Source organism: Pyrolobus fumarii 1A, assembly GCF_000223395.1.
GTDB lineage: Archaea > Thermoproteota > Thermoprotei_A > Sulfolobales > Pyrodictiaceae > Pyrolobus > Pyrolobus fumarii.
In genome coordinates, this window is the sequence record NC_015931.1 from 992,384 (window position 1) to 1,009,539 (window position 17,156).

Sequence of the window (17,156 nt, forward strand, 5' to 3'; positions counted from 1 at the left end):
AGCTACTAAACTACCTGCTAAAACTTAAATAATACATTGTTGATAGTGATATATACATAGGTGTATTGCCCATGTTACAGAGAACTATGATGTTAGCGTTGATTATATTCTTTATGGCGATCTTTTTCTCCATATTAAGTATCGGTCAGACTCAGTTATTATCTTTCTATAACGTTGTAGGCAATCTAAGGGGCACCTTAAACAAGCACAAAATAAATGTGTCATGCAAAACTATAAATGTTTCAAAATACATTAGATATGTGCAAAAAATTGTAACGGACAAATTACACGTTAATATTACTTTGGACAATATACAAGTTAAGAATTTAGGTATTGTGAATAATAGCAGCAATCTTTGTGAAATGGATACATATGTAGTCGTAAAACCGCTTGGTAAATATGAAATCGTACTTGAGATTAATGTAACTGAAGATAATGTAACATCGTATTCAATAGCGTTTAAACCAAATATAACACATCTAGAGAAGATAAGCAAAGAGGTTAACAGTATTTCAAAAATGGTAAAGAAGCAGCTAATAAATAGTAAATACGTACGCGAACTTCTTCAGAGAATTAATGTATTAAGTTGTATTCCTAAAGATATAAGAAAGCATATAACCATAGACGAGATCGTAGATGCCATAATCCACGAAGCGAAGAAAGGTTCAATTAGCTTTAATCTCTTTATGCGTGGTAAGAATGTTGGTTCCGTAGCATCATATGCAATAATGACTGTGTTTGAGAAAATTGTAGTAAACGGCAATATCTCTATAATTCCATACTATAAGTATCTTAAACTTCTTAAAACTGGGCATAAGTATGTATGTAAAGAGGAAATACACTTGCAATTTCCGTTGTACATTAACTCAAGCAGAATAGTTATTGGTTGCCCAGAGGTGGAAAGATTTCCCCTCTGCATAGCAAATATAAGATCTAGTCCTCCTGTCATTAAAACTAGGAGGTGAAAGTATGAGAAAAGAAACATCTTAATACTTGTGATCCTTATGTTATTACTTTGGCCTAGGTACATTTTTAGCGTATATGCAGCACAGTATATTACAGCAAATTGGGCAGGATATGTATTCTACAGTAAATCTGACTCTGGGTACGCGCCGATATACTTAGCGAGCGGCTACAGTATCGTCACACCTGTCTTTCTGCCCAATGTATCAGTTTACCCAGATGCTGGTATTGGAGTATCGGTATGGGTAGGAATATCTAATGCCATAGGAGGCTCACAAATTGAGCTTGTGCAAGGCGGCTGGGCAGCATTTTACTTTCCAAATATAAATAATTTTGTGTATTTTACCTGGTACGAGTTTTATCCTAGTGAGCCCATGATACCAATTAAGTTGGTGACAATCTACGATACAGTATACATGTGGATATATGTATACAAAGATAGTAGTACAGGAGAAGACAACGGTATGATTTGCATATGGGTTCCGGATTGGTTGTATTCTATATGCAAGTATAAAACATTATCTGTACCATTGCAGGAAATGATATACGCTGACTTTATACTTGAAACACCGTATAATTCAACGGCTAGCGATTATATGGTGCTACCAGTTTTCAGCAACTATCGTGGAATAACATTAGGAAACGTTACTGTCACCTTCACTAATAGTACAACATTTTACGGCAGTTGGTTTATAGTTAATGACTCTTATCATAGCATAATCCTAGAACAAGGTAACGTGATAAATGCATATGCAGTATATGAAACAAATTATGAGCGTATAGTTTTCGTGTACGTATCTAGCGAGAGGTAGAATTGCATTAAGATTTTAAACAGTTGTAAAATAGACCTTGAACGAATATAAAAATGCATAATACAAAACACTCTTATTTTTCAAATTGCGTAAATTCGTATGTAGTATTATCTGAGTATATAATTTAATAGTAAAGAACGTTCGATAAGTTGATTATAAAAGGTGATTCGTGTGTTCCTCCTAGGCAGTGAATTGTTAATTTTCTATAACCGATTGTGCCTATGCAGGGTCGTCCTTATGCTTCTTCGTGTTAATCCTAGTCCCTATACGTTAGCAGGTTTACAAGCGAATCTAGATGAAGCTGTTTTCGTTGTACTTGGTCTACCTTTGGAAGCAACGTCCACGCTAAGGCCTGGTTCGAGACTGGCGCCCCTGGCGATACGCGAAGCGTCACTCTACGTTAGCCTATGGTCCGAGCGTGTTGAGAGGAGTGTGGCTCTTGTACCGGTGCATGACGCTGGCGATGCGGTCATAGAGGCGAGTGTAAGAGACACGTTGGATAGTGTGGCAGAGCTTGTCGAGATGCTAGTGTCGCGGGGGAAACGTGTCATTCTCGTTGGAGGCGAGCATACGATAACACTCAGTGTGGTAAAGGCTATGGTTAGGCGGGCGCGCAACCCGCTCCTAATAGTCTTTGACGCGCACCTAGACATGAGGGAGGTGCATCAAGGGGCTCACTTAGCGCACTCTACAGTGACGTTACGCGCGGCTGAGCAACTTGGAGGACAGAAAGTTGTTGTGATTGGCGCGAGAGCCCTATCTGAGCGCGAGTTGGAGAGGGCGAAAAGACTCGGTGTCCGCGTTATACGTGCGAGAGAGTTCGAGATGAGCCATATACAGAGGCTTGCGAGGGAAGTAGAGAACGTAGATTGGCTTCACATAAGCATTGACATAGACGCTCTGGATCCCATCTTTGCACCCGGCGCTACGACCCCGGAGCCGGAGGGCCTAACACCAACACAGCTTTACGATGCTATACACGAGCTAGCTGGTAATGCGCGCTTCGCTACACTAGACTTAACCGAGTACACGCCGCTCTACGACCCAACAAGGATAACCGCGGTATATGCTGCAAAAGCGGTCATAGAGTATATCGCGGCGCAGGCCAGGACACTCTCTCTATAGCAACAAGTAGCGCAGTAGGGGGAGAGGCGGCAAGGTGTGATAGTGTAGCTTGTGAAAACAATCTTGCTGTGTAGGGGGACCGTGGTAATCTTCCAGGATGCGAGTTGTGCGAAGAAACGGGTGAGCTGGTTGTTTAGACGAAGCGGCGGAAGCGTATCACCTCGTATATGAGGGGCACGTGGGCTAGCAGCATCCTCCTGCAACAGTAGCGCTTGATGCCAAGCTCGTCTAGAACCTTCTTGGGGTCCTCGCCGTTCTGAACTCGCTTGTGAAACTCTTCCCAGTACTGGGCTAGGGGGGCGCCACACGTCCAACAGCGGACAGGGATTATCAAGCTCGGTTCACCTGTAGCTCTTCTGCCATCTCCTACGTGCGCTCCTCCTCATAGGCTTCTCGGGCTCAGTCTGCCTCGGGTCGCCAGCTATCATGCTCCTATCGTACTCCTCGAATATCTCGCGCAGCTCCTGACTACCTGTGAACTCTACTAGGCCCCTCGCGATAGCCATGCGCACCGCGTCGGCCTGGGCCATGATGCCACCTCCCCTCACATTGACCTTAATGTCGACCTTGCTCCAGATGTCCTTACCAGCTAGGAGCAGAGGCTCCATCATCTTCCAGCGCGCCATCTCTATGGGCCATAGCTCGAGCGGCACACCGTTTATCCAGACGCGGCCCTTGCCAGGCTTAATGACAGCGCGAGCTATCGCAGTCTTCCTCTTACCAGTCGCGATTACAATACGGACGGTCGGCTTTTGTTGAGCAGCCTGAGCGCTCACTTGCTAACCACCCCCCTCCAGCCCATCTCGCGCGCAATAACCTCCAGCCTTACATACTTGTGGCCCAACCTGGACACGTGCGCGTCCATGAGCATCTCGCGTGGTAGCATTGGCTTGGTGCGGAGCTGCTCGGGGAACCCTATCCACGCGCGAAGCCTCGACCAGGCCTCTCTCCCCCTCCTGTTGTGCTTCGGTAGCATGCCGTACACGGTGTCCTTGAAGATGTGAGCTGGTGTCCTAGCCCTCCTTACACCAGTGCGGTACGGGTTGTGTAGCGTCTTGACACCGAATAGCTTCTTGTAGGCGAGTATCACCTTGGTCGGGTCGCCGCTAACAACAACCTTCTCGACATTGACGACGTGCACGCGGAAGCCCATCAGCAGTAGCTGTGCGACCTTGCTGGCCAGCCTGCCGAGTACCAAATCTGTGCCGTCAATCACGATCTCGCGCGGTATAGTGAAGGGTGCCTCCCCCGCCATGACGTTCACACCTCACACGATTATCTTCACGCGCGAACCGCGCGGGTTCTCCTCAATAAGCTGTAGTATGTGTATAGCTCTACCCCCGGCCTTCCTAATCTTCTCCAGCGCCTGCTCGCTAAAGGCGACGGCGGCAACAGTAACCGGGTGGTCTAGCCTACCAGCGCCTAGAACCTTGCCAGGCACAACAACGACGTCACCCGGCTCGGTGTAGCGGTTTATCTTACTCACGTTTACTGCAACCCTCTGCCTCCTTGGCTTCTCGAGCCACTCGGCAACGGCGCGCCAAATCCTAGCCTTGTGCTGTCTAGCCGCCTTCCTTAACGCTCTTATCGTCATACGGAGGATTATGTTCGTGGGCCCGGTTCTCTTCATACCGCTTCCCGGCGGACGTGGAACCGGGGAAAGGGGTTTAAGACTCACCCTTGGCCAGTGACTCCTCGTAAGCCTTCCTAAGCTCGTCAAGCTCGCTGATCATCTCGAGAGCCTTCCTTTTGATAGCGTCACTCGCTAGAACGAGTATATCGCGGGCAGGTAGCTGCCCAACGCTCTCAATGGTCAGTATCAGCTTGTTACTGTCAAACTCGAGCTTCGCGGCGTCGCCGCACCTCTTCTTCACGCACCAGAGTAGGGTAGAAGAACGTACCTCCTCGAGTATCTCGATGCGTCCCTTCTCTTTCATGTTGCGTAGCTTCTCGGCGACCTCCGGCGCAAACTCCTCGATACACTCTATACAGTCGTTGGCCTTCTCGTGCTTCGGGTCAAACTCGAGTACGGGCAGATAGCGGTGTGCGGCGACACTCACCGGGAACCACTTTGCATGCTCCTTGCCGTAACCTAGTCTCGCGTATGCCCTCACGTGTAGACGCTGCCCGGGCGCCATGAGTACTATGGGGATGTTTGGATAGACGGGTTTTACCGTAGGGTCGCTGCTCTGCAGGTCGCCGCTATACACCATGCGAACCTCGTCAACGCCTGTCTCCACCTCGAGCGTCAATGTTGCAAAGCAGCCAGGTTCGTCGAACTTTGGGACGCCAGACGAGTCTATACACGACTCTTGGAACTCCTCGGGCTTCTTATAGCTCTTGATAGCCTCGCGCGAGTCTAGTGGTATAAGGCCAAGCCTATGAGCGAGAATCTCGTCGTACAAGACCGTATTGTTGTCGATAAACTCGACATAGTCTATAGCCATCACGGGGACCATGGTGTATGCTGCTCTTCTAAGCGCGTTCACAAAGGCGAGCGGCGCGCCTTCGATGAGCACGCGTAGCCTCAACGGGGCCTCTTCAAGCAACCTAATCTCCAAGACCGTTACCCACTGGCCACACCGAGCGCCAGTAGCTTATTACCACTATTCCATCACTATAGCTGCCTCTCGGGCGTCCAGAGTGGCCAAGTTAACCAGGCTACTGGCGTGGTTGACGCGGGTGCCGCGCTGCCCGGGCGGCGTGGTAGTGAAGGGGAAATGTGTAAAGCTAGACAAGCGCCGCGTAACCCTCTTCACCATAGGGTATATACTATCGCCGTTATCGTTCTGGAACGACGCGTTTGTAAACATACCGATATCGTACGTGGCGGCCCTCCTGGCCTCGATGCTGCTAGGCCCGGGTATCTTCCCACTAGCGTTCTTCACCGCGTACCTCGTGAGCAACATAGTCGGCCTTCTCATGATGCATATTGCTGTCAGGGGAGGCGTGGAGAGGAGTACAAGAGGCCTCATAGAAATGTTGGCCGCGGCGACACTCTACACGATACTAGCTAGCATGTTGTTCGAGGCTAGCCTCCCTGCTCAACAATCGCCTTAGCGGTCTTCAGTACCTCCTCGGCGTACTCCATAGTCTTGGCGTTGCCGCCGAGATCCGGAGTTAGCACCTTACCCTCCTCTACCACGCGGTACAGGGCTTTCTCTAGAGCCTCTCCCAGCATGCGATACTTCTCTCCGAAGCCTCTGTCAGCCAGCCAGCGGAGCATGAGGGAGGCAGCGTGTAGGGCAGCAGTCGGGTTGGCTACACCCTTCCCGGCGATGTCGCGTGCTGTGCCGTGCACCGGCTCGAACATCGCGTGCCTATCGCCAATGTTGGCCGAGCCGAAGAGCCCCATTGTTCCCGCTACGCCAGCAGCAACATCGCTGAGGATATCGCCGTAGAGGTTCATGGTTACAATGACGTCTAGCCTTTCTGGTGTACGGACTATGTAGTAGCCAGCAGCGTCCACAATCACGTCGTCGTACTCCACGCGCCCCTCGTACTTCTTGGCAACCTCCTGGAACACGCGCAGATATAGGCCATCGGCAAGCTTCAATATGTTGGCCTTATGGACGAGCGAGACCCTCCTCCTACCCCAGGATAGCGCGAGGCGAAACGCGAAATCAATCACCCTCTCAGCCGCCCTCCTCGTGGACACTTTCACTGCGAAAGCCGCGTCGCCAGTCTCCCACTCTACCTGCGAGTAGAGGCCCTCCGTGTTCTCCCTCACAATGATAATGTCGATCTTTGGGTTTAGGGCAACACGTGGATATGCGCGGAACGGGCGCAGGTTAGCATACAGTTCCAGACTCTTGCGTAGCATCACATTAACGCTCCTATAGCCAGTTGCCTTCGGGGTTTCAATAGGCCCCTTGAATATAGCGTCAACACTCTTAGCGAGATCGAGAAGATCATCCTGGTACGGCTTGCCAGTCTTCTGGTAGTAATCCCAACCCGCCTGAGCCTCGACAATCTCCATGTCGACGCCAAGCCCCTCTAGAACGTGGAGCGCCGCATTCACAACCTCCGGGCCCACGCCATCGCCGCGAATGACGAGGATGCGTGGCTTCGCCACGATGCCACCCCAGCCGGCACCCGAGAGACACACGGTTTAAGCAGAGCCCTTCTCTTCCAACCGAGCATCCTCAATAACATACTGGTAGTGGTCGGGCGCCACTCTCACAACCCTACCCTTTACTACGAGTCTCTTACGGAACAACGGCGCGTCGAGCACGAGCGTCTCGGCCTCGCCACCCTCAAACGCGGGGTTGAAGCCGTAGATGCGAGCCCTCCGGATTATATCCTCGACAATCTCGCGTGTCACTGGTTTACCCAGATACTCCGGTGGTAGGCCGTAAGCCTGGACGCTGGTCAGTATGAAGACAAATCCGTCTTCGACCAGCCACCTCATGTACTCCGCTTGGTCTACACCCCAGATGGGCGTTATGACCTCGAGTCCAGCTTCATAAGCGGCTGTTGCGAACCTAAGCCTCTGATAGTCACTTGCAGTGGCACCTGCCACAACAACACTACAGCCACACTCTCTCCTAGCCCTGCGAAAAGCCTCAACGGTATCAGCATACTCATCGCCAGTGACCTCGTGGTACAGCACGGGTATACCCATAGCCTCACTGTGAAGCCTAACGAGATCGACGTTAGGATAATGGAAGAGCATGGAGTCCCAGCCGCGGGCACGGAAAGTGATAAGGCACGCTGGTTCAAGTCCATGCATCACAGCCCAGTGTAGCGAGTAACAACTATCCTTGCCCCCCGTGTACATCGCGCAGAACTTGATACTCTTCAATCCGCTTTGCCCCTAGGGCGTGTGACCACACCAGCCAGACTTTACGCTGAGACCCAGCAAGAGACTGCGAAGAGTGTCGTCCCCTTCAAGTGTGTCTCGGGGTGAGAGAATCGCGGAATCGTGTGAGGCTAGTGTGACGGGGCGGCTAGGATTGGGGTTGTGTAGAAGAGTTGTGCACCCGAGATCGGACCCGGCGCCATATCACCCCGCATGCAGCGGGGTTCATCTCGTCCGCCGGGCCACCACCCCCCGCAAGTTGAGGTAGTTCCTCCGCGAGGGTATTTGTTTGTTCAAGCTTCGAACTTTTCGTTAATTAGTTTTGCTGTGGATCCTACATGTGATGATGGAGAGTAATGTCGTTAAATAGCGACTTGTATCGTGTTGCGGCTTCACCAGGGAGAGGGATTGGGGTTACTAAGGCTTACATCGAAATCCGAACTTGATCGGGTCATACGCGGGTCTCGGTTCGCTCTTGTGGTCTTCACGGGTCTAGCATGCCCGGCCTGTGAGATGTACAAGCCCGTACTCGAGAAGCTAGCGGAGCTCGTGGGCAAGGATATGCCCGTTGTAGAGTACGTCGTTGACTACGATCCTGAGCCCGCTCTAGAGCTTGGCATTATGGGGACTCCAACGACGGTGGTATATGTCGACGGTAAGCCGGTAGAGGGATTCGTTGGCGCCGTGGATCTTCCCGACCTTCTCGAGTTTCTCGCCAAGGTGGCGTCCAAGAGTGACAAACAGCTAGCAGAGAAGCTCGAGAAGCTTGCTGAGAAGGTCAAGCCCCTCTATGGCGGTCTCTACTGGTAGACCTGCCGAGGAACAGCTCCAGTTAAGGATATGGTTGTCGCGACTGTCTCGTTCTTGCTCTCCCCCACGTGACGCTTAAAGGGAGTTTGGGTTTCTCGCCGCGCAACTGGGGTTAGTCGCGTTGGCCATCACGACCACGGCGGTTAACGACGCGGTTGGGCTCGCAGCTAGTCTAATGAGGGAGGTCTCGCAGCACGGCCTCGACAAGATATACGTGATCGACCGTGGCTTCTGGAGTAGGCTCTTCGACTGGGCTACCCGCAACTACGGCATCTTCCGCTTCACCGGCGAGGGCTTCGAGATCGTCATTTCGAGGCATAGCTTCCCGTGGGGCTATCTCCGTGCGCGTGTCTTCGACTGCTACATCGAGGGGATACTCAGGTTTAGGCAGAAGAAGGTGTACTTCAAGCCGCTCAGGATAGAGGGCGAGTGCAAACTATACAGTGCACAGGCTGATGCTCTAGGTGCTGTGAAGGGTGGCGTGGAGCCGGTAGACCCAGAGGAGGTCGAGTGGTGAAGGAACCCTGACCCCTCAACAGATAGTCGTCATTGTTTCTTTCATCGCTCTCTTCCTGGGCTCTGCCCTCATAGGTGAGGGTAGAAGGGTAGGGAGAGTCACGTTATACCGTTGGCACCTGGCTATCGCGCTGGCATGTCTAGTGGTTCTCGCTGGTGCAGTTGACCCAAGCAAGCTGCCACACTATGTTAATCTCGATGTGCTGGGGCTGGTCTATCTAATGAGCATCGTGACCGGGTATCTTGAGATATCTGGGGTGGCAGAGCTAGTCGCTGCTAGAGTCTCAAAACTAGGCGGCAAACAGGCAGTATTCTGGATGCTAATGGCGTCTGGTGGGCTTAGCCTCCTCCTAGAAAACGTTAGTGTAGTGTACCTCTTTGCGCCTGTAGCGCTGAAACTCGCACAACGAGTCGGTGTTGACCCAGTTGCTGTGGTGGTCGGCGTAGCCCTCTCCTCGGATATGGCTGGCTCGGCCACAATGATAGGCGACCCGCCTGCAATAATAACGGCCGGTTACCTCAACCTAAACTTCATGGACTTCATTATATACAAGGGTCGTCCGTCCATGTTCTTCTACACAGTCGCGGCGATGGTAGCAGCTTGTATGGTTGTAGCGACGCTTGCAGCCAGGCGAGCTACTCGCGCAGGGGGGCATAGCATCAAGCCCAACAACGAGGGTAATGCGGTGTTTGCGGTTGACAGAGTGTTTCTACTAGAAGTGACGGTGTTCGTGATAGCAAAGATAGTACTCCTTAGCATACGCGACCAGATACACATTCCATTGACACTTGCAGCACTAGTAGCGGTTGGCGGCATCACACTTACACGAATACTCATACACCGTGACACGCGGAGTGTAAAGGAGGCCATCTCGAAGCATGACATCGAGACGCCATTATTCCTTGCGGGCGTCTTCGTGATATCCGGGGCGTTTGTCGAGACAGGCCTGGCTAGCCAGCTGGCAAACTTGCTGCTGAGCATCTCTGGCGGCGACGTGCGACGCCTAGCGCTCCTGTTGATTGCCGTCTCCGTACTAGCTTCCGCTGTTATATACAACACGCCATACGTTGCAGCGATGCTGCCCGTCGTGGTCGAGCTTGCGAGGAATGTTGGCGCCGACCCAGTCATGCTAGCCTGGGCTCTCCTAATCGGAGCGACACTTGGAGGAACACTCACCTACATAGGCGCCATGGGCAACTATGCGGCGGTAAGGTTCCTGGCGGCGCGTGGCTACCCGGTCGGGTTCACGAAGTTCGCGTCGATATCTGTACCATTTACGCTAGTGAGCGTGCTGATAGGCACGATACTATACATCATCTCGTGGTGGTGAGGAGCGGCTCGGCACGGCTCTTCCGTCAGCATCCCCGCGGCTCTCAGCGTGGGGCCGCGGGCTTCTATCGTCGCAGGCGATCCTCACCGCCGTAACTCCAGAGGTGATAGTGATAGGGGTTTGTGCATTGCGCTTCTCAGCTTGGGTATCACTCTCGGTTTATGGCTGTGAGTAACGGTTATGAGCGTGACACCTTATAACCTAGTTCTGCGAGGTGAGCACTGGGATGCGCATGGTGGTGTGGCGGGCTCTACTCCTGCTCGCACTACTAGCGGTGGCGGCGCTAGCAATCCCCGTGGCAGCTGAAGAGAAGAACGTGATAGTCATTGGCCTCACCAAGTCGAGCGGCAAGTACGAGAGAGAGTCGACAGAGCAGTTGCGCGGCATCCTCCTATGGGCCAAGTGGGTCAACGAGACCGGTGGCATCAAGGTCGGCGACAAGACGTATTATGTGCGCATAGTCTACTATGACGACCAGTCTAAGAAGGACCTGGTGCAGCAGCTCTATGAGAAGCTGATAACGCAGGACAAGGTAGACTTCCTCTTCAGCCCCTATAGCAGCGGTCTCTCGATGGCAGCGGTTCCCATAGCGGAGAAGTACGGCGTTCCGATCGTCGTTGTGGGCGCGGCCAGCGACAAGATATTCACCGACCTGAAGCCAAAGTGCGCCTTCCAGATATACACGCCGGCATCCAAGTACCTGACGTCCAGCTTAGACCTCGTCAAGAAGTACATGCCGAACGCGAAGGTCTACATCCTCTACGAGGATACGACCTTTGCAGCCACCGTAGCTGAGGCCGCCAAGGCCTATGCCGAGAAGATAGGTCTAGAAGTGGTTGGGTACGAGAGCTACCCACGTGACGTCAAGGACTTCACCGCTGCTCTGGAGCGCGTCCGCGCCAGCGGTGCAACTGTGCTAATCGGCGGCGGTCACTACCGTGATGGCCTCCTCCTAGCAAAGCAGATTAGGGAGCTAGGTCTCGACGAGCAGCTCAAGTTCGTATCGCTGCTGGTGGCTGTCGACCTCCCAAGCTTCTACAAGGACATGGGTGAGGCTGCCAACGGATTCGCTGGGCCAAGTCAGTGGGAGCCCAAAGTCAAATACACACCGGAGCTTGCAAAGAAGCTAGGCATCAAGTGGATCGGCCCTACTGTCGACGAGTTTGTAAAGATGTACCGTGAGGCTTACGGCACCGACCCCGGCTACCACGCTGCAGGAGGCTTCGCTGCAGGCCTGTTCCTACAGGCTGCGATAGAGGCGGCCGGTAGTATAGACCGCATGGCAGTGTGCAACGCCGCAAAGAAGCTAGACATACTCACCTTCTTCGGCAGACTAGCGGTTGACCCAGAGACGGGGCTGCAAGTAGCCCACGAGATGGTTGTCGTCCAGTGGCAGAATGGCGCGAAGGAGGTGATATGGCCAGAATCGGCGGCCACAGCCAAGCCGATAACGCTCAAGGGCGAGCCGCTCGCACCGGCAAAGGAGCAGGTAAAGGAGCAGACGACGAGCGTTGCCACCGAGACCCCGGCAACTAGGGCGAAGACAACGCCGAGCACAACCACTGCCGAGGCCGCCACGGGCACCGACATGACGATAATAATAATCGGCGTCATCGTCGCTATAATCGTGCTTGGCTTCCTAGCCTGGTATATCCGCGCGAGAGAGTAAACACTATGCACAAGATAGCCGGGTGGAAGACCCGCACCCCTAACTCACTTATTTTTCTCTCTGGCCTCGTGCTGTCGCACCTCTCGGGTGCAGCTCGTGCAGCTGCCGGGGCCCACGGTATGGGTGAACGGTATCCTACTGGGAGGTGTCTACGCGCTAGCTAGCATAGGATTAGCCGTCTCGTGGGGCACATCACGCGTGATAAACCTTGCTCATGGAGCGTTTCTAATCCTGGGTAGCTACATCGCACTTCAGCTCCACGAGAGCCTTGGCATACATCCTTTGCTGGCTGTGCCCATTGCGGCAGTGCTCGGGTTTGCACTAGGCTACCTGCTATACTACCTAGTCCTCCATAGGGTGGCCGAGAACGATATCATGTCGCTACTCGCAACCTTCGGTTTAAGCCTAGTGTTGTATGCAGTCATGCTAGGCGTGTGGGGCCCCGATGCGAGAACGATAATGTGGGCCTCGGGGAGCATATGCTTGTCCCTAGGCGGCACTATGCTGATTGTCATGCTGAGCAAGCTCTATGCGTTCCTCGCGTCGCTGGTCGCCATCACAGTAGTCTATGCTGTGTTGAAGTGGAGTAGTGTAGGTAGGGCGATGAGGGCTCTCGCCCAGAGCTTTGAAGCAGCACGGATAGTCGGCATTGACCCGAGGAGTATAGGCGCAATAGCATTCGGCCTGGCTCTCGCCGTCACAATGACCTCTGGCGTCATGGTTACAGCGTACACGAGCTTCACGCCAGACTCGGGCGGCATATGGCTCATGGTGTCGTTCGCGGTTGTGGCGCTAGCCGGCCTGCGTAACATGCCGGGGCTGCTGGCAGCGGGCGTCATACTAGGCGTAGTGGCTTCCATCGCGGGCTTCAGCCTAGGCCTGATATACCAGGATGCGCTGCCGATGATACTGGTTGCTGTCGCGTTTGCGCTGAAGCCAGAGGGCGTATTGACAAAGATGAGGGTTAGGAGGGTTTAAGCTGCGATAAGAGACGCTCCGCCAGTCTAACCCCCTCCTCAACCTTATTGCGCGGTATGAGCAGGTGCTCTCCCTGGTCTATCACCGGCTGGCCCGCGGCGATCACAGTCTCTACTCGCGGCTCGGCATCAAGCAGTAGCCTTGCTAGCGTGTCGGGGCGCGGCGGCAAGCCAGGCGGCAGGGATAGGTCGTAGACAACCAGGTCGCCGGGCACGCCAGTCTCTATCACACCGCCCTCGAGGCGGTGAGCCTCAAACCCCCACCTCGTTACAGCCATGATGCTGTTAGTGTAGCCTAGCCCCTGCCATGCTGCGACAAGCGCTGCTCTGAGAGGATTCCCGATGCTGACAGCATCGAGGCCTAGCGCTACCGGCGGCTCGGGCGGAGAGGCGCCCGGAGACGGCACATAGACACGGCGCTCGAGACCAACACCGCGCAGCGCATGTAGAGCAACATCAACGCCTCCGGATGCACCGCTCGGTGGGTGACCGTGCACCTCGACTCCAAGCTCTTTCCGCAACTTCACTGCAAGCTCCAAATCCGAGCTTGTACAAGGCGATATAGCGACGCGTATCCGCTCGCTCTTCCTCTCGGCCAGTAACTGCAACTGCTCCTTCCAATCACTCCTAGAGTACTTGCAGCCCGGTAACGGTATCGCTACAACGCCCCTTACACCAGCATCCCTCATCGCCCGGACGACTGCCTCACCAAACGGGTCAACAGCTTGTACCATGGTAACCCCGTGCATCGTTAGCTCGTAGAGGGCTAGGAGGGCAAGCGTGTAAGCCTCCCTCTCTGTGATAGCCTCGGCGAGCCTAGAGGCCAGCGGGTCGGAGGCAGGATCGCCATGTTCAAGGACGTGGCGTAGAGGGTAGAGGAGGAGATGGGTGTGTGCCGATGCGAACCCGGGGATGACCAGCCTACCAGCACCACCTATCACGAGGTTAGCCGCCTCGTACTCGTAGGGGGGCTCGCCCTCTCCTACAGCGCGGATAACGCCAGCCTCTATGTACACGAAGCCTTTGTGATGGAAGCGGTTAGAGCCAGGCGAGGCTATGGTCGAGTCATATACGAGTATAGACACGCCTTGCATGCGTGCCCCCATTGCAGGGGTTAGGAAGCCTCAATAAGAGGCGCTCTACGGCGCTCCTAGACTCGCACTTTGCAGCAAGAAGCTCAAGCCTCTCGAGGCTCCGCCTGAAAGACTCGTTATGGGATCTCAGACCACCCGTAAATCCATGCGGAATGTGAGCAAGCTCGTGGAGAAGAATCCTGAGCCTATCTCGGCGCGATAGCCTAGAATACACAGGGTACACGACCTCGATCACGTAGAGTGGTGGGAGACCGAAAGCAACCTGGAATACTCTCGGCAAGCCCCAGATCCTCGCAGCAGCCTTGCTAGAAGAACAGCTAACAACAACACGCACGCGATTCACATCGAATCCCGGCAGCGCTTCGCTAAGGCACTTCGATACCAGTGTGCGCAGCGCCTCGGTACCCTCTCGCCAATCCATGTACGGGACTCTACCCATGGCGGTATGCCCAAAAAGGCAAAAACGACAAGGTTATAAAGGGTTGAATGGAGCATCATCCCAAACGGCGGTCCGGTCCCGCCGTAGCTCAGCGGTAGAGCGCCCGGCTGTAGGGGGGAACCCGCATCCCCCTAACCCCCCACGCGCCCAACCGGCGGCGAGAAGCCGCCGGGGATGAGGGCGCGGCGGCAAAGGGGGATGCGGGGCCGGGCAGAAACCGGGAGGTCCGGGGTTCGAATCCCCGCGGCGGGACCACCCAACTCGGCTCCTCCCACCTATTCTCTCGTCAGCGGCATACCGCTCTACATGGCCCGTGTGGTACGCTGGGCTGTTGCCCTCTCCGTTCAATCGTTTAACCCGTTGTGAGTGTTGCAAAGTGCGGGTTAGGTGGCATGCGTGTCGTTGTTGTTGGTGGCGGCGCGGCTGGTATGGCGACTGCTAGTCGTGTCAGGAGGTTGAGGCGTGACTGGGAGGTTGTTGTGCTGGAGAAGAGCCGTTGGGTTAGCTTCGCGTTGTGCGGCACACCTTACTATGTTGGATGTGTTGTGCGTCGGATAGGTGACTTGGTGCATTATCCTCTTGAGGAGTTTACGAAGAGGCGCGGCATAGACGTAAGGATTGGGCATGAGGTTGTTGAGGTTGGCGATGGTTATGTGAGGGTTCGGGGTGGTGACGGTAGAGAGTATCGCCTAGAGTATGACAAGCTTGTGATTGCGACTGGTGCGTATCCGGTTAAGCCGCGCGGCATAGAGGGTATCGATTCTGAGGGCGTCTTCGTTATAGGGCATCTGGATGACGCGATTGCTATCCGTGAGTGGTTGGATAGAAACACGCGCGAGGGCGACGGGGCTGTAGTTGTGGGTGGCGGGCTCGTCGGTGTCGAGATGGCGGAGGCTTTCCGCTCCTGGGGGCTTAGGGTCACGATCGTCGAGAAACTCGGGTGGCTCCTGCCGGGCATCCTAGACCCCGATATGGGAGAGAGGCTGACCAAGATCATAGCCGGTGTTGAGGGCGTGAATGTAGTGACGGGTAAGGGCGTCTCGGCGGTCAAGAGGGAGTCTGGTAGGGCTGCTGGAGTGCTCCTCGAGGATGGTTCTGAGGTCGGGGGTAGGGTTGTGCTCGTGGCTGTCGGGAGAAGGCCTAACACCGCCCTAGCGGAGCAGCTTGGTGCCCGCATCGGCGAGACGGGCGCAGTATGGGTCAATGAGAGGATGGAGACGAGTGTTGAGGGTGTCTACGCGGTTGGTGATGTAGCCGAGACGGTGAGTATCGTGACCGGCAGGAGAACATGGCTGCCATTCGCGCAAGTCGCGAACAAGATGGGGTACGTGGCTGGCAGCAACATAGCTGGCCTTGATGCTAGATTCGCGGGGGCTGCAGGCACGGTAGCCGCCAGAGTATTCGGGGTGACCATCGCGAAGACAGGGTTGACGCTCGAGGAGGCGAGGAAACTCGGCTTCGACGCGGGGAGCGTGACAGTAGAGGCCGGTACAAAGCCCAGATACATGCCTGGCGGTTCGTGGGTAACGCTCAAGCTCGTATACGACAGGTCGAGCGGGAGGCTGCTGGGCGCCCAGGCGCTTAGCGGCGATGAGAGCGGCTTCTGGAGGATAAACGTGGTTGCAGCCCTTCTTCACAAGCACGCCGACGTGTGGGATCTATTCACGGTTGACGTGGGCTACGCGCCACCACTGAACCCAGTCTGGGACCCACTAATCGTAGCGGCTAGGCTAGCGCTACGCGACCTAGGAGGCAAGAGGTGAGCTACTCGAGTGTTAAGTCAACCAGCTTGTATGATGCATAACTGCTCTTAGCAACGCACTCACATAACCGACTCCTGCTTAGCTAGCCTACTATCCGGCTTCTTACTATGGATAGCTTTTGGCGGTGTATAGAGGGAAACCAAGATAACTATAACGTTGATAGTCCAGACGGGCGTCTTTATTGATGTGCGGTCCTTGCTGCCCGGAGTATGCACTAAGAGTAACAACGCTAAGAGGGCAACGTATCGCAGTATTACCCCTTGGTAGTGTAGAATGGCATTGTAGTGCGCCGCTTGGTGTTGACTCGGTAATCGCTGTTGAGATGGCGACGAGGTTGTGCAGGGAGCTTAACGAGGTGTGTGGTGGTGCTGTGTTACTACCACCGTTGTACTACGGTGCTAGTTCCGAGTGGAGCGGGTATGAGGAGCTGAGTATACGGCGGTCCACGGTAGCGCGTATTGTGGAGGAGCTGGCTGCTAGCCTAGAGAGGCTGGGTTTCAACACTCTGGTTCTCGTCAACGCGCATGGTGGTAACAGCGCGTCTCTAAGGTATGCCGTGGAGAGGCTCGTCTACGAGAAGGGGACTAGGCTAAGGGTGTACATTGTCGAGTGGTGGAGGCTCCTAGGCTTGCACGTGGGCCACATGGATGTCGTTGAGGCTGGCTTGGCTTCCGAGCTTATGGGTCTAGAGGAGCCTCCGGTCTGTGAGTGTAAGGGGCTTGGCAACCCCTACGAGGGTGACGTTGAGTGTCGTAGAGTTAAGGCTAGTGTCGAGAAGGGCTTGGCGGAGAAGCTGTGGGGGATGTTGAAGAAGGTGGCGGGCACGATATGCGAGGGTAAAAGAATGGATTAGGGC

19 protein-coding genes and 1 tRNA gene are annotated in these 17,156 nt (G+C 54.4%); 11 read left to right on the forward strand and 9 right to left on the reverse strand.

All coding sequences use genetic code 11. The annotated features are described in order from the left end of the window. Window positions 1-65 precede the first annotated feature (65 nt). Window positions 66-965 carry a hypothetical protein gene (locus PYRFU_RS05225; protein WP_048191656.1) on the forward strand — a complete coding sequence of 300 codons (900 nt, stop codon included), beginning with the start codon at window positions 66-68 and terminating at the stop codon, window positions 963-965. A 1,047-nt stretch (window positions 966-2,012) separates the two neighbouring features. Then, a complete protein-coding gene (speB, locus tag PYRFU_RS05235) occupies window positions 2,013-2,900 on the forward strand; it encodes an agmatinase (RefSeq protein WP_048191659.1) in 888 nt (295 codons plus the stop codon). A 133-nt stretch (window positions 2,901-3,033) separates the two neighbouring features. Here speB and PYRFU_RS05240 read toward each other — a convergent pair whose 3' ends face one another. From PYRFU_RS05240 to PYRFU_RS05260, 5 genes are read right to left on the reverse strand one after another with little or no spacing between them, the layout of a single operon-like run. Then, window positions 3,034-3,234, reverse strand: coding sequence for a DNA-directed RNA polymerase subunit N (locus tag PYRFU_RS05240; RefSeq protein WP_014026598.1), 201 nt, complete (start codon window positions 3,232-3,234; stop codon window positions 3,034-3,036). A gap of 7 nt (window positions 3,235-3,241) precedes the next feature. Further along, the gene (locus PYRFU_RS05245) at window positions 3,242-3,676 is read right to left on the reverse strand and encodes a 30S ribosomal protein S9 (RefSeq protein WP_014026599.1); all 435 of its coding nucleotides are present in this window, start codon (window positions 3,674-3,676) and stop codon (window positions 3,242-3,244) included. Beyond that, window positions 3,673-4,155 carry a 50S ribosomal protein L13 gene (locus tag PYRFU_RS05250; protein WP_014026600.1) on the reverse strand — a complete coding sequence of 161 codons (483 nt, stop codon included), beginning with the start codon at window positions 4,153-4,155 and terminating at the stop codon, window positions 3,673-3,675. The genes PYRFU_RS05245 and PYRFU_RS05250 overlap by 4 nt, the downstream gene beginning before the upstream one ends. Before the next feature lie 12 nt (window positions 4,156-4,167). Next, a complete protein-coding gene (locus tag PYRFU_RS05255; RefSeq protein WP_014026601.1) occupies window positions 4,168-4,530 on the reverse strand; it encodes a 50S ribosomal protein L18e in 363 nt (120 codons plus the stop codon). Window positions 4,531-4,567: 37 nt separating this feature from the next. Continuing rightward, window positions 4,568-5,461, reverse strand: coding sequence for a DNA-directed RNA polymerase subunit D (locus tag PYRFU_RS05260; RefSeq protein WP_048191661.1), 894 nt, complete (start codon window positions 5,459-5,461; stop codon window positions 4,568-4,570). Between the two features lie 82 nt (window positions 5,462-5,543). Between PYRFU_RS05260 and PYRFU_RS05265 the strand changes: the two genes are divergently transcribed. Then, entirely contained in the window at window positions 5,544-5,960 is a 417-nt protein-coding gene (locus PYRFU_RS05265; protein ID WP_167827847.1) for a DUF7980 family protein, read from the forward strand. Here the strand turns inward: PYRFU_RS05265 and PYRFU_RS05270 are convergent. Both PYRFU_RS05270 and PYRFU_RS05275 read right to left on the reverse strand, forming a co-directional pair. Beyond that, a complete protein-coding gene (locus tag PYRFU_RS05270; RefSeq protein ID WP_014026604.1) occupies window positions 5,932-6,975 on the reverse strand; it encodes an isocitrate/isopropylmalate dehydrogenase family protein in 1,044 nt (347 codons plus the stop codon). The two genes, PYRFU_RS05265 and PYRFU_RS05270, sit on opposite strands and share 29 nt — an antisense overlap. 36 nt (window positions 6,976-7,011) lie before the next feature. Then, complete coding sequence (locus PYRFU_RS05275) at window positions 7,012-7,704, reverse strand: diphthine--ammonia ligase (RefSeq protein ID WP_014026605.1); 693 nt, start codon at window positions 7,702-7,704, stop codon at window positions 7,012-7,014. 378 nt (window positions 7,705-8,082) lie between these two features. Here PYRFU_RS05275 and PYRFU_RS09965 point away from each other — a divergent pair, with 378 nt between their 5' ends. From PYRFU_RS09965 to PYRFU_RS05300, 5 genes are all read left to right on the forward strand, one after another. Then, window positions 8,083-8,511 (forward strand): thioredoxin family protein, encoded by a 429-nt coding sequence (locus PYRFU_RS09965; protein ID WP_280097272.1) that lies wholly within the window; start codon window positions 8,083-8,085, stop codon window positions 8,509-8,511. Window positions 8,512-8,632: 121 nt separating this feature from the next. Beyond that, entirely contained in the window at window positions 8,633-9,028 is a 396-nt protein-coding gene (locus PYRFU_RS05285) for a hypothetical protein (protein WP_014026607.1), read from the forward strand. A 118-nt stretch (window positions 9,029-9,146) separates the two neighbouring features. Continuing rightward, on the forward strand, window positions 9,147-10,358 hold the full coding sequence (locus tag PYRFU_RS05290) for an ArsB/NhaD family transporter (RefSeq protein ID WP_341871674.1): 1,212 nt from the start codon (window positions 9,147-9,149) through the stop codon (window positions 10,356-10,358). Between the two features lie 226 nt (window positions 10,359-10,584). Then, the gene (locus PYRFU_RS05295; RefSeq protein ID WP_014026609.1) at window positions 10,585-12,027 is read left to right on the forward strand and encodes an amino acid ABC transporter substrate-binding protein; all 1,443 of its coding nucleotides are present in this window, start codon (window positions 10,585-10,587) and stop codon (window positions 12,025-12,027) included. Window positions 12,028-12,123: 96 nt separating this feature from the next. Further along, entirely contained in the window at window positions 12,124-13,005 is an 882-nt protein-coding gene (locus PYRFU_RS05300) for a branched-chain amino acid ABC transporter permease (RefSeq protein ID WP_048191670.1), read from the forward strand. Here the strand turns inward: PYRFU_RS05300 and PYRFU_RS05305 are convergent. Together PYRFU_RS05305 and PYRFU_RS05310 are read right to left on the reverse strand one after the other, a co-directional pair. Further along, complete coding sequence (locus PYRFU_RS05305; RefSeq protein WP_014026611.1) at window positions 12,992-14,098, reverse strand: amidohydrolase family protein; 1,107 nt, start codon at window positions 14,096-14,098, stop codon at window positions 12,992-12,994. The genes PYRFU_RS05300 and PYRFU_RS05305 overlap by 14 nt on opposite strands. Continuing rightward, window positions 14,070-14,537: a putative metallopeptidase gene (locus tag PYRFU_RS05310; protein ID WP_014026612.1), complete on the reverse strand. Its 468-nt coding sequence runs from the start codon at window positions 14,535-14,537 to the stop codon at window positions 14,070-14,072. The genes PYRFU_RS05305 and PYRFU_RS05310 overlap by 29 nt, the downstream gene beginning before the upstream one ends. A gap of 77 nt (window positions 14,538-14,614) precedes the next feature. On the opposite strand from PYRFU_RS05310, the gene PYRFU_RS05315 reads away from it, so the two are divergent. The 3 genes from PYRFU_RS05315 (at window position 14,615) to PYRFU_RS09970 (ending at window position 17,153) form a co-directional block, all read left to right on the forward strand. Next, window positions 14,615-14,792, forward strand: a tRNA-Tyr gene (locus tag PYRFU_RS05315). Between the two features lie 137 nt (window positions 14,793-14,929). After that, window positions 14,930-16,300, forward strand: coding sequence for an FAD-dependent oxidoreductase (locus PYRFU_RS05320; RefSeq protein ID WP_048191672.1), 1,371 nt, complete (start codon window positions 14,930-14,932; stop codon window positions 16,298-16,300). Between the two features lie 184 nt (window positions 16,301-16,484). After that, complete coding sequence (locus PYRFU_RS09970; RefSeq protein ID WP_244403900.1) at window positions 16,485-17,153, forward strand: creatininase family protein; 669 nt, start codon at window positions 16,485-16,487, stop codon at window positions 17,151-17,153. Window positions 17,154-17,156: the final 3 nt, after the last annotated feature.